Below are 263 nucleotides of genomic sequence, written 5' to 3' on the forward strand. Positions count from 1 at the left end.
TTAGTGTTGAAAGTATTTTATGCACTTCATTCAACTCGTCATCAGCACCACGATTGGTTAAATCTCCGGTTACGATTACAAATTCAAAATCTGAGTTATTAATTTCTTTTACGATATTTTGAAGCAGAAAATCATTATCATTCCCTACAGAAACGTGCAAGTCTGTAAGTTGAACAAATTTTATAATTTCCTTTTTTTCTGCATTCTGCGAAAATCCAGATGTTATTACAAAAAGCAATAGTATTCTGAAAAATAGATGTTTC

At 30.4% G+C, this 263-nt stretch carries 1 protein-coding gene; it reads right to left on the minus strand.

The annotated features are described in order from the left end of the window. On the minus strand, window positions 1-263 hold a 263-nt coding region (locus ACWA1B_RS22885), incomplete at both ends, for a metallophosphoesterase family protein (RefSeq protein WP_456910935.1).

It is taken from the genome of Flavobacterium xizangense (assembly GCF_054075145.1).